This is a genomic window from Paenibacillus sp. FSL H8-0034 (genome assembly GCF_038000305.1).
In the GTDB taxonomy this organism is placed as follows: Bacteria; Bacillota; Bacilli; order Paenibacillales; family NBRC-103111; genus Paenibacillus_S.
This window is the reverse complement of record NZ_JBBOBS010000001.1, coordinates 4,511,718-4,527,218: the sequence shown is the minus strand read 5'-3', so window position 1 is coordinate 4,527,218 and position 15,501 is coordinate 4,511,718. Positions and strand designations below refer to the sequence as shown.

Annotated in this window: 10 protein-coding genes; 4 read left to right on the top strand and 6 right to left on the bottom strand. The window is 45.5% G+C overall.

Going from position 1 to position 15,501, the window contains the following annotated elements:
- Positions 1-17 precede the first annotated feature (17 nt).
- Together NST47_RS20355 and NST47_RS20350 are read left to right on the top strand one after the other, a co-directional pair.
- Positions 18-1,388, top strand: coding sequence for an LLM class flavin-dependent oxidoreductase (locus tag NST47_RS20355; RefSeq protein WP_341156752.1), 1,371 nt, complete (start codon positions 18-20; stop codon positions 1,386-1,388).
- The gene (locus NST47_RS20350) at positions 1,385-2,719 is read left to right on the top strand and encodes an amidohydrolase family protein (RefSeq protein ID WP_341156751.1); all 1,335 of its coding nucleotides are present in this window, start codon (positions 1,385-1,387) and stop codon (positions 2,717-2,719) included. Before NST47_RS20355 ends, NST47_RS20350 begins: the two co-directional genes overlap by 4 nt.
- Before the next feature lie 179 nt (positions 2,720-2,898).
- On the opposite strand, the gene NST47_RS20345 is transcribed toward NST47_RS20350, so the two are convergent.
- From NST47_RS20345 to NST47_RS20320, 6 genes are all read right to left on the bottom strand, one after another.
- Positions 2,899-3,978 carry a glycosyltransferase gene (locus NST47_RS20345; RefSeq protein WP_341156750.1) on the bottom strand — a complete coding sequence of 360 codons (1,080 nt, stop codon included), beginning with the start codon at positions 3,976-3,978 and terminating at the stop codon, positions 2,899-2,901.
- Positions 3,979-4,246: 268 nt separating this feature from the next.
- Positions 4,247-4,918 (bottom strand): hypothetical protein, encoded by a 672-nt coding sequence (locus NST47_RS20340; protein WP_341156749.1) that lies wholly within the window; start codon positions 4,916-4,918, stop codon positions 4,247-4,249.
- Between the two features lie 48 nt (positions 4,919-4,966).
- Positions 4,967-6,013 carry a hypothetical protein gene (locus NST47_RS20335; protein WP_341156748.1) on the bottom strand — a complete coding sequence of 349 codons (1,047 nt, stop codon included), beginning with the start codon at positions 6,011-6,013 and terminating at the stop codon, positions 4,967-4,969.
- A gap of 49 nt (positions 6,014-6,062) precedes the next feature.
- Positions 6,063-7,103, bottom strand: a complete 1,041-nt coding sequence (locus NST47_RS20330; RefSeq protein WP_341156747.1) for a hypothetical protein — start codon at positions 7,101-7,103, stop codon at positions 6,063-6,065.
- Entirely contained in the window at positions 7,104-10,724 is a 3,621-nt protein-coding gene (locus NST47_RS20325) for an AAA family ATPase (RefSeq protein ID WP_341156746.1), read from the bottom strand.
- 262 nt (positions 10,725-10,986) lie between these two features.
- The gene (locus NST47_RS20320; protein ID WP_341156745.1) at positions 10,987-11,862 is read right to left on the bottom strand and encodes a LysR family transcriptional regulator; all 876 of its coding nucleotides are present in this window, start codon (positions 11,860-11,862) and stop codon (positions 10,987-10,989) included.
- 125 nt (positions 11,863-11,987) lie between these two features.
- Between NST47_RS20320 and zwf the strand changes: the two genes are divergently transcribed.
- Together zwf and tkt are read left to right on the top strand one after the other, a co-directional pair.
- Entirely contained in the window at positions 11,988-13,511 is a 1,524-nt protein-coding gene (gene zwf / locus NST47_RS20315; RefSeq protein WP_341156744.1) for a glucose-6-phosphate dehydrogenase, read from the top strand.
- The gene (gene tkt, locus NST47_RS20310; RefSeq protein ID WP_341159716.1) at positions 13,495-15,480 is read left to right on the top strand and encodes a transketolase; all 1,986 of its coding nucleotides are present in this window, start codon (positions 13,495-13,497) and stop codon (positions 15,478-15,480) included. Before zwf ends, tkt begins: the two co-directional genes overlap by 17 nt.
- Positions 15,481-15,501: the final 21 nt, after the last annotated feature.

Sequence of the window (15,501 nt, the reverse complement as noted above, 5' to 3'; positions counted from 1 at the left end):
GAAAGGATGTGTACGTTATGGCTAAAAAACGAATCTATTTAAATGCAATAGAGAAAAGCTGCCCAACGGATACACCAGGTCTGTGGGCTCATCCCGACGACGAAGGGCATCGCTATAAGGACCTTAGTTATTGGACGGAGCTTGCTCAGCTATTGGAAAGCGGAGGCTTTGATGCGGTCTTTTTCCCTGATGTGCTGGGACAATATGATGTGTACAAGAAAAGCCGGGATACTTGCCTGGAACAGGCGATTCAGGCGCCAATCAATGATCCGACGTATGTAATTCCGGCGATGGCGGCTGTGACGAAGCATCTTGGCTTTGCCGTTACCTGCTCTACGACCTATGAGCATCCTTATGCATTAGCTCGCAAAATGTCCACACTCGATCATTTGACCAAGGGGCGTATCGGCTGGAATGTGGTTACCTCCTTTCTGAAAAGCGCTGCCCGTAATTATGGCTTAGAGGATCAGCTCACTGCGGAAGAACGTTATGAGATTGGCGAGGAATACCTTGACGTCTGCTATAAGCTGTGGGAAGCGAGTTGGGAGGCGGATGCGGTAGTTCAGGACCGTGAGGCTCGCATCTATACCGACCCATCGAAGGTACATGATATCGGACACGAAGGAGCCAGGTTCAAGGTTCCTGGCATTCATCTGTGCGAGCCTTCACCGCAGCGTACACCGGTCATCTATCAGGCAGGAGCATCGACGCGGGGGAGGGCTTTTGCAGCATCACATGCCGAAGGTGTGTTTCTGAATACACCTACACCCGAAGCGACGAAGACCATCATCGACGATATTCGCAGCAAGGCACAAGCGGCAGGACGCCGACCGGAGGACCTGCTGTTTTTCCCGAAATTGACTGTCATTGTCGGGCATACAGAAGAAGAAGCGCAGCGAAAGTATCAGGATTATTTGAAGTATTCCAGCACCGAGGGGCTGCTTGCACTGCTTGGTGGCTGGTCGGGTATCGATTTTGCCGATTATGGACCTGAGAGGCTTCTGCAGTTTGCCAAAAATAGTAACAACCGTTCGATCATCGAGTATTTGAACGATCATCCCGACAAGCATTGGACGGTAGATGAATTGGCGAATATTTATGCTTTCGGAACAACTTCGCTGACAATTGGCTCTCCTGAACAGATTGTCGATGCGATGGAGCGTTATATAGAGCAAACCGGTGCTGACGGCTTCAATATTTCGTATATTACACGCCCCGGCAGTATTCGCGATTTCGTCGAGCTTGTTGTTCCCGAGCTGAGGCGGAGGGGGCTTGTACAGGAGCATTACAGCGATGGCGTGCTGCGTGACAAGCTATTCGGTAAGGGACCAAATCTGCCTGACCATCATCCCGGACGTACACGGTCTGTACTGGGTGTCAGAGCATGAGTCTGGGCAGCTTGCATCTAATTAATGCACGATTGCCTTTGGCTGAAGGATCTCCAGCGCAGCTATATGAATTAACGGCTGCCAATGGGTTCTGGCAGTCAGTGACTCCACAGCAGGAGCAAGGGATAATTCGGGATCATGGCAGGATCTCTCTAGAAGATATACGGTTGGCGGGCGGCACCTCAGCTACAAGGACCATAGATCTTGGCGGGAAAATGCTGCTGCCCGGACTTGTTGAGGCGCACGCGCATCTTGACAAGGCGTTTACATCAGGAATCGTCAGAAATGACTCAGGCACACTCGGTGAAGCGATTCGTAACTATAGTGCTGCGGTTCCACAATTTACGCGTGAGGCGCTTGTAGCCCGAATCCATAAAGCCGCTTTGCGCGCAACTGCGGGTGGTGCGACAGCCATTCGCTCGCATGTGCATTTCCCTTTCGAGCATGGTCGGGAAGCCGCTTTGCGCCTAGTTCATGCGGCTCTGGAGGCGAGGGAGCTGTTGAGCGGAATCGTCGATATCCAGTATGTTCTGTTCGTTCCAAGCCGGGGGCACACACCCGCCATGTGGGAAGCCGTCGACGAAGCCATGCAAGCGGGGATGGATGCAGTTGGAGGTGCGCCGCACATTGCTGATGAACCGGAGGCATATCTAGAGCAGCTTTTTGCTGTTGCGAGGAAATATAACAAAGACGTCGATCTGCATGCAGATGAGACGGATGATCCTCAGGTACAGACCGTATCAGCGATTGCGGCTGCTACCATACGTAATGATTATCAGGGCAAAGTGGTGGTCGGTCATTTGTGCTCATTAAGCGCCATAGAGGAGAGTCGTGCAGCAGCGATTATCGATAATATGGCTTCGGCTCAGTTGAAGGTTATTACGCTGCCTGCCACCAATTTATACCTGCAGGGCAGGGGGGATAAAGGTTTAGTACGTCGCGGTGTAACGCGAGTTAAGGAGCTGCTGGCCGCAGGCATTCCTGTTGCGACCGCATCGGATAATGTGCAGGATCCGTTTCATCCCTATGGAAGCGGTGACTTACTGCAGATTGGGCAGCTAACCGGCTACGCCGTTCAAATGGGAAGCGCTGATGATGCGCATACGCTCCTTCGTATGCTGTCGACGATCCCAGCATCGTTAATCGGGTTGAAACGATATGGGATAAAGCCCGGTTTGCCAGCTCGCTTCGTCGTATTTGATGCACAATCACCAATCGAGCTTTTCGCTGAGCTGCCCACGAACCGATGGATATATCGCGATACGCGTTGGTTATATCACAGCCGTCAATTGTCGGAATGGATTCAACATACTGAGGAGGTTGGTTTTTAAATCAACCCCTCTTTTTCATTTCCAAAATATTGAAAAATGTTTATACTTGACTGTAATGATAGGAGGAGTGACTCAACCAACTTTTTATGCAAATGGAGTCATAAGCTGAGTAGAGGAATTATTTGCTATAGAAGATTTCAGGGGAAAGAAGATTGGTAAGAAGTTAATGGAACTTGTTCTCAAGAATGACATGTTTTGAACATATGTGATAATTTCGATTGCACAATAACCTTGGAATCAAATCGATTTTTGACTTTGGTTGCACCATTAATGCCGATTCCCAAAGCTTGCTGAAGGTTTTCCTTAACCCAGAGCAAAGTATCTGTTATTGATTTTATGTCCGCTTCCACCTCTAGATAGTCCGCATTTTTTTCGAGTACAAAGTGGTCATTACGAGGATTGGTGGAAACCAAGATACAACCAGTTGCCATCGCATCAACTGCTGCTGTTGTAGGAAACCCATCAAGAGCAAACTGATCAGAAGTACCACTGTAAATGAATACATGAGACTGCTCATAAATCATCTTTATGGTTTCGGGATTTAGAAGGCCCCAAAAAGTATAATTTGCATTTGTTAATAAATGGAGATCATATTGCCAATCGCCTATGATGTTTAGATGATAATGGTCATTAAGCTGATTAAATACTTGTGCCAATAAGGGAAACCCTTTACGCTCGGCACGATGAGCAGAAAAAGTTATTTGTATGGGTTTAACTGTGGATTTAGGAGTGTAAGTGTAAAAGTCTGTATTGATCACTACCGGAGAATAAATGCTTTTGGGAATGACATTTAATACTTCAGCAATGTTCGTAAATATGGTTGAGCAATGATCGGAAGCTATACGGAGAAATTCATCAGAAGTGGATGGACCCAAGCCACCTCCCGGGTATAGCGTCGTGTGGAGGTTCATACCATGCTCTTGTAGGAGTGGCATGATGTTCAAACCAGGATTAGATCCAGGCATATAGGTACCATCGGGGAGATAACACCGCCCTTGCAAACTCAAAACCAAATTTAGAAACACACAATAGATATCCGTAATTCCCTCTTTTTGTGCGAGTGCTGCAAATGATTCGAATGGATAAACTTGTGCCGGAAATTCATCGGTATATATGTTTGTAGCAAAAAAAAGCGTGTCAGGCTTTTGATTATAAAATTCCATATTTTCCCAATATCGAAAACCACTTTGTTTCCATGGAAATGTAGTATCGATTACCGCAAGGCGACGTTGCTTGCCAGACAAAGGCTCATTTATCATAGCTCATATAAGCTCCTCCCATTCTTACTTCGGGACCGCATAAAGCAGAGAATTTGGAAAATATTAGGCTTACGTAACAATCCTTATGCAGCAAATCAAATTTGTATGCCTTGATGGGGTGGGGGGATGTAAGAAGATGAAGAGGGAGATCAAATGGATGCGACAGGGAAATAGGCAAAAGCCCTCCAGCTCATTAAATCACCGAAGGACTTTAATTATTTCAACTACAGATTCATTTACAAATCGAATTCGAACAGCTTTTTCAAATTTAAGGACCTGGTACCAAGGTATACGTATTGATCTCATTCACATTGGCGACGTTAAAGTAAGTTAAATCATTGGTCGGAAACTTAACTGCATATGTGATTCCACCCCCTCTGTCACTTATACCTTTAATGGTAACTACACTAGGTACCGGGACACTGAATTCAGCAGGTGTATGAGTCAATACAACAGAATTATGAATAGGTTTGCCATCGACAAAAATCTGCACTTCATCGTAATCCTGTACGTTAAAGTCCCATATGACCATTTTGGCAGACCCACCCTGATTCAATTCATTGACTTTGAAGTCCTTAGCTTGAAGCCCCGGATTTTCTTCTTTATTGAACAATACCGTACCAGCCGCGACCTGGCTGCTGATTTGCTCTTTATTAATCACGTTACTTCCTAAGGTTGGGGTACTCTCATTAAAAGCATAATTGATAGTAAGAAAAAGCAAACCTACTCCAAGCAGAATCAGGATTGAATTCAGCCATCTATTAGGTTTTTTTGGGGGTTCAGAAGGGGCAGGATTTGGAATAGGGCTACTCGGAATCTGGGTTTCCTCACTATATAACTCTTCCTCAAGTTGAACTAGTGGAGCTTGTGAAGAGATACCCGCTTTCTGTTGAACGGGTTGAGGGGCCTCTTTATTTCTAACGTTTCTTCTAGGGTCCATTGCAATATCCTCCTAATCAAATTTAACTCTATGTGCTAGTTTGGGGATTTATGGTTTAGGCAATAAGATATATGTATTCAAACCATTCACAGCGACGATGTTAAAACAAGTGAATCGAGTTTGCGGAAACTTGACTGCGTACGTGAGTCCGCCTCCTTGATCTTGAATGCCCTTGATGGTAATTACACCAGGAACCGGAACAGTGAAAGCTACAGGCGTGTTGGTTAGTACAAATGAATCTTGAATAATTTTTCCGTCCACCAGAATTTGCACCATATCGTGATCCTCTGAGTTAAAGTCCCATATTAACATTCTTGTTGAGACGCCTCGTGTTAAGCCAGAAATATTGAAATCTCTAGCTTGAATACCATTGTGCTCTTCTCCATTGAATAATTTAGTGCCAGCTGCTGGTTCTCGGCTGAATTGCTCTTTCATAAGTTTATTACTGTCTAATGGTGTGGGGATATTTGTACAAGAAGCAATAAAAAGAAAAAAAAGAAAGATCAGAGCAAACAGGACAAGGTTCTTATGCATCCTTCCATTGGGCAGCATTAATGTATTGGCAGAGCTGGCAACTGCAGAAACTGTCTGATTATTTAGCTTGTCTTCACGAGTGATCATGGAGCTGATTGGGAATTTATAGTACCAGTAGGACATTAAGAGACGTATCAATACATACGTAATAATCGCAGATAAAACAGCTCCTGCTTTTGAGAGCATCTGATTATCTGCCCACGAGTTCAGGAATTCGAGTCCGAAGACAGAAGCTATAAGCATTAAAAAACACATTTGAAAAAAAGGGATCAGGACAGGTAGCCCATCATAAATGGTCCGGATCTTCGGAATGACCATAGAAGCGTAAAATAGTATTCCTATCAAAAAGAGTATGTTAAATGTAAAATTCGCGAGTGGAACCTCCAATACAAACACCTTAATTGATACAAAAATAAAATATAGGGGTCCCAAAATAACCTTTTCCGGGTAATTATTAAGAATATACTTGATTATCAAAGATAGACTTAAAAGAATAAAGATTAAGATAGGCACCAAGAAGAGGCCGAAGCCTGCATTAGAATTTTGATTGGAATTTTTCATCTGCTGTCCCCCAACATCTTCAAAAGAGAAGAGGCTTTTATGTTGCTACCTAAGGTGTAGGCATCAAGGTGTACGTATTCACACCATTCACAGCGACGATGTTGAAGAAAGTGTATTTGGTTTGCGGAAATTTGACTGCGTATGTGAGCCCACCTCCCTGGTCTTGAATGCCTTTAATAGTAATTACGCTTGGAACAGGAACAGTGAAAGCTACAGGCGTATTGGTCAACACTATTGAATCATGTATAGGCTTTCCATCCACCAAAATTTGCACTTTATCGTTGTCCTCTAAGTTATAGTCCCATATTAACATTCTTGTAGAGACGCTCCTGGTGAGACCTGGAACTTCAAAGTTTTTAGCTTGAATACCATTTTTTTCTTCTCCATGGAACAATATAGCGCCAGCCGCTGCTTCTCTGCTTATTTGCTCCTTCATCAACTTATTTGTGTCTAAAGTTGGAGGGATTTTACTAAGAAAAAACATCGTAAGGAAAAAAACAAATATCAGAGCAAACAGGACAAGGTTCTTATGCATGGATCCATGGGGAAGCGGTGATTGACTAACAGAGCCGCCATTTACCTGGATAGCCTGAATATCCTGCTCTTCCTCACGTGTAATCATGGAGCTGATTGGAAAGCTGTAGTACCAATAAGACATGAACAGACGCATCAGCACAAATGTGGTAACGGTTAATAAGACAGCTTCTGCTTTTGCGTACGTTTGGTTATCTGCCCAAGCGTTTAGGATATAAAAACCGATGATCGAAGCAATAAGCATAAGAAAGCACATTTGTAGAAAAGGAATCAGGACAGGCAGTTCATCATAAAGGCTCCGGATCTTTGGAATCATCATAGAACCGTAAAGTATGACTCCTAAGAACAATAGGACGCCATAAGGAAAATTAGAGGCTGGTACCTCCAGTACCAACACTTTAATCGAAGCATAAATAATGTACAAGGGTCCAAAAAAAATCTCTTTCTTGTAAGTATCAATCATATAAATGAAAAATAATATCGGACTTAAAACAATAATTAAAGGCACCACTAAGCACCCTAAGCCTGCAGCTGAGCTCGCATTTGAATTTTTCATTTATAACCTTCCAATATCTTCATAAATAATAGTAGATAATTCTTCGACCGTTGCCATAGGATTACCGCTTAGCCTAACAGCGTGATTACGAATAGCCTTTTCACATATATTTCTAACCAATCGCCCATTTCCGGCTGTGGGATCGCCAATATATTGCAGGAAGAGACCTAATAATGCCGTATCTGCACCCGCGGCAGCTTGATAGCCTTTGGATTTGAAGATTAAACGGCTGATCTGCAGCAATTCCTCAGGAGAATAATCGGGAAACGAGATGATGTTTGGAAAGCGCGATTTCAAGCCTGCATTACTGGCAATGAAGTCGTCCATATCCTGCTCATAGCCAGCCAGAATAACGACCAGTCGGTCTCTGTAATCATCCATCGCTTTAACAAGTGTATCAATGGCTTCTTTACCAAAGTCATCCTGGCCGCTAGCCAAGGCATAGGCCTCATCAATGAACAATACTCCGCCTAAAGCCTGGTCGATAACATCCTTTGTTTTTAGTGCAGTTTGTCCCAAATATCCGGCTACAAGGCCTGAACGATCCGTTTCAACAACGGAATCAGATTTAACCGCGCCCAGCTCCTTGAGCCGTTTGGCGATAATACGCGCGATTTTGGTTTTACCTGTTCCTGGATTGCCCTTGAAAATCATATGCAGCGTTTGCGTTCCTTCCACAGGCAAGCCCATTGCTTTGCGGCGATTACCCATTTCGATTTGCGCAGAGATTCCTTTTACAAAATCCTTAACCTCAATTAATCCAATCACTTCCTCTAGCTCGTGCAGCGCATTATGATTCTCACGTTTGTCGGAAGCGGGGATAATATTGAAATCCGCTTTATTGAGAAGGTTAAGCTGGTGCACAGGCAGGTCTGGTTGATCAGCGATACGAATCGATTGGTTGCGGATCGCTTCCTCCAGCGTATTCCGAGCTAATCGGCCGTTGCCGCTGTCGTTTTTGCCTGGAATCTGTTTTTTGTCATAATAAGCCATAAGCCCCTCGCGAATATCCGTTTCTATGGTGAAGCCGCGAGACTCTGCCATTTTCAAAGTGATCTGTTCCAACTGCTTGGCGGTATAGTCAGGAAACTCGATCATCAATGGAAAGCGGGAGGACAAGCCGGGATTTATTTTCAGGAAACCCCTCATTTCTGACGTATAGCCCGCCAAAATGACGATCAAATTGTCCTTGTGCAGCTCGATCAATCTGACTAAGGTATCTACGGCTTCCTTGCCAAATCCGCCACCCTGGATACCTTCCTCAGCGAGGGCATACGCCTCATCAATGAATAGAACACCGCCCAAAGCTGACTCTACCAGCTCCTTGGTCTTGGTTGCGGTCTGACCCATATATTCAGCGACCAAATGGGAGCGGTCGACCTCAACGAGATGTCCCATCTTCAATATTCCCATCGACTTCATCATCTGTGCAATCAGGCGGGCGATGGTCGTTTTGCCGGTTCCCGGATTTCCAGAAAAGACCATATTCAGACTTTGGTTGGTGTCGACGATAATCCCAGCTTCCTGTCGACGATGGTTAACGATGATTTGCTTCTCCAAGGTTCGGATGAACGTCTTCACATTGTCCAGTCCGATAATGCCAACCAGTGCTGTTTCAATATTAAAGGCTTCTTTTTGACCCAAGCCAAAATCCTCAAGAACAAGGAGTTTCCAATCCACAGCTGTAGCAGGCTCTTGTTTGCTTAGTCGTACCGATTGCTTGCGGATCGCTTCCTCCAGCAGGTTTCTCACCAAACGTCCGTTGCCGCTGTCGTTTCTGCCGGGAATTTGCTTGGTCTTGAATAGCTCAAGCATACGAGGGCCGGCGCTGGGATCAATCTGATAATCGCGGCTTAAAGCGGTCCGTTCCATAATTTCCAACATATCATCGGGTGTGTAGTCTGGAAATTCTACGATAAAAGGAAAGCGTGAACGCAGCCCGGGGTTTGATTTCAGAAAGGTTTCCATCTCGTTCGTATAGCCTGCAAGCACGACAACCATGTTCTCGCGATTGTCCTCCATGCCTTTGACGAGAGTGTCGATCGCTTCAAGGCCAAAGATATCATTGCGGCTCCGTGTTAATGTGTAAGCCTCATCGATAAACAAGACGCCGCCCAGGGCCGCTTCAATTTGTGCAGAGGTTTTGGGTGCGGTTGATCCGACATATTCGCCAACCAGGTCCTGCCTTGTTACCTCAATGAGCTGCCCTTGACCTAATAATCCCAATGCTTTCAAAATACGCGAAACAAGTCTGGCTACAATTGTTTTACCCGTGCCCGGATTACCGGAGAAAACCATATGAAGCGACATCGCCGTGTTTTTTTGTCCCGCTTGCTCGCGTTTTTTCTGTGCGTTAACCGTCTCCAGCAGCTCGTGGATAAAAGCTTTGACCTGATTCAAGCCTGTTAGCCTATCCAGCTCCAGCATAATATCCTCAAGTGTTTCTTCCTTAATAATCGACATACGTTTAAGGACAAAGCTTTGAGTAGACGTAACCACTACGATCTCCTGATCAACACAACGTATGGTTACTTGCTCTTTGGCCTGGAGCTCACCCTTGGAGCGCAGATCTAGAATACGATCCACAAATTCCTTTTGACTCCACTCATCGATAGCCTGTCCATAACGCTTACTTTCCACAAAGATTTCCGCAAGCCGATGAAACACATTCTCTTCATAGGAAATATTCAGCTGAGTTTGATAGGCTAGTGTCGAAGCAGCCTTAGTGAATTTCTGCTGGACGAGCCGCTCAACCGTCTCCACATTTAATGGTGCAGATATGGCGTAGGATCGTATACTCTTGAGAATAACTGGCGGAATTTGTGAGGCTATAACGGCTGGCAGTGCATTATATACATGCTTTTCCTTGACCCATTGATCCATTTCAAAAATGATAAAATAATCACCAGCATTTACTTGCGTGCCTTCAGGTGTTCGGAAGCTGCCTGTGCTGATCAACTGGGAGATGTAGTTCAGAACCTCAGAATGCGCGTGCTTCATTCCGGTAAAGCAAACCGTTCCCAAGCCATCCTGGAAGGTAGCTGAGCAGTCGACAATAAAGTTGCTTTTGACATCTACCTCGCTATAGCGGCTTAAATCGAATTCATAGTAACGCTTATAGGGAATTAAATTTTTTTTATTGAGTAACTGGATGAGCAAGCCGAGAGATGTCTTTTTGCCTGTTCCAGCAGGGCCGGAGATGAGGATAACATTTTTGACCTTCCCTTTTTCATTGGCAAAAAAAGCTTTCTTGAAAGCAGCTGTAAGCTGCTCGATATAGCTGTGCTGCGCCCATATTCTCTCATTAAGCTCTCTGATGATGTCGGCAAATTTGTCATCCAACTCTAGGGGAGACTGATCAATTCCAAGCTGCTTCACTCCACGCTTTACATCGGCCAATACCTCACGGACCGGAGAAGCAGAATTGGGAGCGAGTGGAGCAGTTCCGGGAAGCGAGGTTGACGTATGAGTTACAGTGGAGGGAGGACTATCGTCTTGCCCACGGTTTGTACTGGATAAATTTGCAGAGCTTCTCATACGAGCGGCTGCTTTGTGTTCTTTCATAAAGTCAATCAATTGGATTTCAGGAAAAACGATCCTTATCCATTTTTTAAAACTCATTCAGCTGCCCTCCAACCCAACTCGAAACGTATCGAATTATGTATAATCAATAGTAAAGATATTCCACATTACATAAATGTTTTCCTGCTGTTAAGAGATTTAGGCACTGCTGCGGTGGTCGTTTCTAACGATTCGAATCCGAAGGACTTGTTCAAGAGCCTTGTTCTTATGTTCTAAGCGCGATAACAAGAAAAGCATCCCAGCCGGTTTCAACCGATTTGCGGATGCTTTTTGTTGATTACTTGTAGGATTCCCTTTGCTGCTATTTCACGAGCTCAATAAACTTGCTTGCTGCGTTGGATAGTGGCATGTTGCGCATAATCATGAATCCCACCTGGGAAGGTGGCATCTTGATATCCAATTGAATTTCAAAGAGAGAGCCGTCTTCCAGTTCCCTGGAAATGAATTCTTTGGTTATATAAGAGATGCCAAGTCCTTTCCGTGCGAACTCGATGAGAAGATCCACGCTTCCGACCTCAATTTCAGGTTTGATCTCATAACCGTAGCTTTCAAATAGTTCTGTGATGGCCATCCGTACCCGACTATTACGCGAGAACAGGATGATGGGGTACTGCAGCAGCAGCTCGAGTGAGAGTACTCTATCCTTAAGCTCGGCATAATGAGCTCCCGCTACAAAGCAATCCTGCAGCTGAATGCCCTTCATCACTTCAAGCTGGGAATCGACAATGGGCATACGAACGACACCCAAATCGATTTTTCCCTCTTTCAAAAAAGCGATGGTTTCCGGTGTCGTTCCATGATTCAGATGCAATTTGATACCGGGATGCTTCTGATGATAGGTTTCCAGATAAGGAAGCAAATAGTGCTTGAACAATGAATCACTGCCGCCGATCCGCAGCTCACCGCTGTCCAGATTTTTAAGCGCCGCCATCTTTTCCTCTGCCAGCGCGATTAGGATCTGAGACTTCTCGATATAGGAATACAGGGTGACGCCCTCTTGCGTTAAGGCAACGCCTTTGGAATTTCGGTAAAACAAGGTGATGCCAAAGCTGTCCTCGAGCTGCTTGATAGCATGGCTGACGCTTGGCTGTGTGATGAACAATGATTTGGCCGCCTTGGACAAGCTACCTGTCTTCGCAGCCCAATAGAAAACCTTGTATAGTTCGTAATTGATCATAGACGTGGTCTATAGCTCCTGTAAAATATATTAATTACCTGTATAGGTGATATTCGTATTATAGTGGATTTAGGAAATAGAATCCAGAGCTATCGAAGAAGGCCCTGCTGGAAGGAGAGAGAGAAATGGAAGCTACCACGTTCGTCTTATTTGGAGCGACTGGGGATTTAGCCAAAAGAAAAATTTATCCTGCCTTGTATAACTTGTTCGTCGATCAGAAACTACCTCAGTCCTTCTCCGTGATCGGTTTGGGTAGACGAGAACTATCCGATCAAGCCTTTCAAGCAAATGTCGAGCAATCACTCCATATGTTTTCCAGGCGCGAAGCGAATGATCCCGATGTTATGAAAAAGTTCCTGCGGGCATTCCGCTATAGCGTTCTCGATGTTGGCCGCAAGGAAGATTATCAGAAGCTGCTGAAGCTGATTGAACAGCAGGAAGAAGAGCAACGCATGGAACCAAATCGGATGTTTTATTTATCCGTAGGACCTGAATTTTTTGAACCGATTACAGCCAACATCCATGAAAGCGGACTTGGTTCTGCGAATGGCTGGAAGCGTTTGGTGATCGAAAAGCCTTTTGGCCATGATTTGCAATCCGCTCGGGATTTGAATCATAATCTGAGCAAGGTTTTTAAAGAAGATGAGATCTTTCGAGTTGATCATTATCTTGGCAAGCCCATGGTACAGAAGCTTGAGGTTCTGCAGCAGAGCAATCCTGTTCTTCAGGCACTATGGAACAACCGTTACATTGCTAACGTTCAAATAACGGCAAACGAAATCGTCGGTGTTGAAGAACGAGCTGGCTATTACGATCATGTTGGTGCTGTAAGAGACATGTTCCAAAACCATATGCTGCAATTGCTCATGATGCTGACGATCCATCTCCCAAACAACAGTACTTCTGAGAATATCCGTTACAAAAAGAAGCTCGTGATGGAATCTCTGGAAAAGCTGCAAAAAGAGGATGTAAGCTCTCAAGTTGTCCGCGGACAGTACGGAGCAGGAACAATCCAAGGAAAATCCGTCGTCGGTTATACATCCGAACCCAATATTGCCTCAACCTCAAGTAATGATACATTCATCGCGGCTAAGCTGCAAATCGACGATTATTTTTGGCGCGGCGTTCCATTTTACATTCGCACAGGTAAAAGAATGAAGGACAAATCAACACGACTCGTGATCGAGTTCAAAGAACCGTTAAAGCAGCCTGGGGCCAATGATGATAACAAAACGCCTAATCTGCTCGTAATTGAAATCAGTCCCCACGAAGGCATTTCGCTTCAATTAAATACAAGAGATCCTTTGAATAAAGGGAAGTTCAAGCCCATGCATATCGACTTTCATGAGAATCGGGATCATGTGCCCGAGGCTTACGAGAATTTGATTCGCGATGCTTTGCACGGAGATTCTACGTTCTTCGCCCATTGGGACGAGGTCGAATTGTCATGGCAATGGGTTCAACCTATCTTAGATGCATACAAAGAGAACCTGGTGCCGCTTCGTCTTTATGCAGCTGGCACCTACGGTCCTGCCGAGTCCGATGAGCTGTTGGAGCAGGACGGCTATCACTGGTGGTTCGATGACAAGTCGGAAACAGAAATCGAATCCATAAAAGGAGAACAATATGCCTATCACACAAACAATTGATCAACTAGCTATCGATACGATCCGTACGTTATCGATAGATGCCACAAACGCGGCTAATTCCGGACATCCAGGACTGCCAATGGGGGCGGCGCCTATGGCGTATGCGCTTTGGGGCAAACATCTCAATCACAATCCGGCCCATGCAAAATGGTTTAACCGCGATCGTTTCGTATTATCTGCAGGGCACGGCTCTGCTTTGCTGTACAGCCTTTTGCATTTGTCTGGTTATAATCTTTCCATAGAAGATGTGAAGCAGTTCCGCAAGCTGAACAGCAAAACACCTGGACATCCTGAATTTGGCCACACAGATGGCGTAGATGCTACAACCGGTCCTCTGGGACAAGGTATTGCTATGGCTGTAGGTATGGCGATGGCTGAAGCGCATCTGGCTTCGAAATTCAACCAAAGCGGGTTCCCGGTCGTCGATCATTATACGTATGCGCTAGTCGGAGATGGCTGCTTGATGGAAGGGATCTCTTACGAGGCCATGTCCATGGCAGGACATATGAAACTGAACAAATTGGTTGTATTGTACGATTCCAACGACATTTCCTTGGATGGGGACCTCAACCTTTCCTTCGGAGAAAACATTCAAAAAAGAGCAGAATCCGCACACTGGCAGTATTTAAGAGTTGAAGACGGCAACGATATCGAGCAAATTGCCAAAGCGATCGAAACCGCCAAGTTAAATGATTCCCAACCGACGATTATCGAAATCCGGACCATTATTGGATACGGAAGTAAAGTTGCGGGAACGAATAAGGCGCATGGCAATCCGCTTGGCAAAGAAGAAGCAAAGGCAACCAAGGAAGCATATGGCTGGAAGTATGAGGAAGAATTCACGGTTCCGGCAGAAGTCAAAGACCATTTTGCACAGCTTAAACAAAATGGGGAGGCCAAAGAAGCAGCGTGGAACCAATTGGTCTCCTCATATAAAAATCAGCATCCAGCGCTGGGTACGGAGCTTGAACAAGTCATCGATGGTTCAGTCGTGATCGATGCCGCTGACATCCTGACCTTCGATTCTTCCAAGACAATTTCAACTCGTGTGGCAAGCGGTCAAGCGATCAATCATTTCGTTAAATCAGTTCCTTCGATTTTTGGCGGCAGCGCGGACTTGTCCCATTCAACGATGACGGATATTAGCGGAGAGCAAGTATTTGCCGTTGAATCCTATGCTGGACGCAACATCTACTTCGGCGTCCGCGAGCATGCAATGGGCGCGGCTGGCAACGGTATGGCGCTGCACGGAGGTGTTAAACCATTCGTAAGCACGTTCTTCGTATTCAGCGATTACCTGCGTCCGTCGATTCGACTGGCTGCACTGCAGAAGCTGCCTGTTATTTACGTATTCACGCATGATTCAGTGGCTGTCGGCGAAGATGGACCTACGCATGAGCCCGTTGAGCATTTGGCAGCGCTGCGTACCATTCCGGGACTTACGGTCATTCGCCCTACGGATGCCAACGAAACGGCAAGTGCATGGGCTTATGCTTTGCAGCAAAATGAAGGTCCGGTCGCTCTAGTGCTGAGCAGACAGAACCTGCCTATCTACGATGCAACCAAAGGCAATGTGGAAGAGGTAACCAAAGGAGCGTACGTTCTGACGGAAACCAACACTCAGCCGGATGTCATCCTGATCGCTACCGGTTCCGAAGTTTCCTTGGCCGTGAACGCCAAAGCTGAGCTTGAGAAGGATCATATCTCTGTACGCGTAGTGGCCATGCCGAGCCGTGAGCTGTTCAACCGCCAATCCGAAGCTTATAAGGAGTCGGTACTACCTGCTGCTGTCACAAAGCGTTTAGCTATAGAAGCCGGTATTTCACTAGGCTGGGAGCGTTACACGGGACCAAGCGGCAATGTATTATCCATTGATACCTTCGGTGCTTCAGGGCCAGGAGCTGAGGTCTTGCAATTCTTTGGATTCTCTGTGGATAACGTGGTTCGTTTGACGAAAGAGTTGTTATAGTAATATAGTAGGAATAGAAAA